Consider the following 703-nt stretch of genomic DNA (forward strand, 5'->3'; position numbering starts at 1 on the left):
GGACAGAAAACGCTGGATATGGAGCGGCAAGCCCTCCAGTCGATGATGCAACACGTCACTCATAGACTGGAGGCAGGTAAAACCCTGGAAGTCATCATAAGCACTGCTCCTAAATCCAAAACTGGGAAACCAGGACAGCCAACACTCGGAAGGCGCCTCGCAGAGGAATCCAGGCTGTACACCCGTGCTCAGATTGCGCTGATCGTAGCCAGACAGTCGCCCCACAATGCTCTGGCCACCGAGATTGCGCAGGCCGCAGGCCTACGTGCCCATGAGCTGCTAACCCTGCGTCGCATCCATCACCAAGCACCGGATGAGCGCCCGGCACATGCTCTGAAGTTTGTTGGTATCCGTGATGAAACCATCGGTTATACCGTTTCCGGGAAGGGAGGCCTGACCCGTGAGGTGCGTATTCCCATACCTTTAGCCAGACGCCTGGAAGCAACACGTCTTGCAGAACCCATCCGAACCACGGATCGAGGCGTTCACTATCAGCAGCACTACGGACTGGGTGGTGGTCAGCCCTGGAGTAAGTCCTTTGGTGCTGCCTCCAAAGCAGCCCTTGGTTGGTCAAAAGGGGGGCATGGGCTCAGGCACTGTTACGCCCAAGAGCGATTTAGCATAGTGCAATGCTACTTACCACGCGAAGAAGCCAAGCGCGTAGTGTCCCAGGAGCTGGGGCATTTTAGGCCAGGGATAACTG

The 703-nt window shown here is 56.6% G+C and carries 1 protein-coding gene; it reads left to right on the top strand.

The window, feature by feature from the left end; all coding sequences use genetic code 11:
• Nucleotides 1–703 (top strand): site-specific integrase (locus GHO32_RS26720; protein ID WP_218581172.1); only part of this gene is annotated, 703 nt, incomplete at both ends.

Origin of the sequence: Pseudomonas sp. FSL R10-2189 (assembly GCF_009600325.1) — a bacterium.
Lineage (GTDB): Bacteria > Pseudomonadota > Gammaproteobacteria > Pseudomonadales > Pseudomonadaceae > Aquipseudomonas > Aquipseudomonas helleri.